Source organism: Acidiphilium sp. JA12-A1 (assembly GCF_000724705.2).
GTDB lineage: Bacteria > Pseudomonadota > Alphaproteobacteria > Acetobacterales > Acetobacteraceae > Acidiphilium > Acidiphilium multivorum.
Window position 1 is genome coordinate 1 of the sequence record NZ_JFHO01000295.1, and the last position, 474, is coordinate 474.

Below are 474 nucleotides of genomic sequence, written 5' to 3' on the forward strand. Positions count from 1 at the left end.
CTGCGTGAGCAGGTGGGCGCCGGAAATACCGGAACCACGGTTCCGACAGAGCCAGCTCCCTGGGAGATACTTACTGGCCCCGGGGATGTGCTTGCCTGACGCACCGGGCAGCCTCGCCCCCGCAACTTAGGACTCCGCGAGGTCCGCCGCAATCTCCTCCGCGCGCGCGGCGACGCGCCGCAGCCTTGCGACATGCTCGGGGGAAACGCCGGTGGGCTTCGCCGCCCGCAACGCCTCGTGGGTGGCCCGCAGGTCGTGCAGCTCGTCGGCCAGCAGAAGTGCCGCCAGCACCAGCAGCCGCGCCTCGCCGGTCTGCTCGCCGCGTCGCCTAGGATGGCGTGCTTCACCGGACGGTCGACTCTACGGGGACGGTCCGATCGCCTGCAAGTGCCGCTCCTGCCCGTCCTCGCAGCTCACCGAATAGGAGAAGCCGTTGATGCGGATGTTCACGTTCGCCATGTCAGCCCTGCTCCA

1 pseudogene is annotated in these 474 nt (G+C 69.2%); it reads right to left on the bottom strand.

The annotated features are described in order from the left end of the window. Positions 1–126: 126 nt before the first annotated feature. A pseudogene (gene zapA, locus RT91_RS23115) lies at positions 127–318 on the bottom strand (cell division protein ZapA); the annotation flags it as partial. Positions 319–474: the final 156 nt, after the last annotated feature.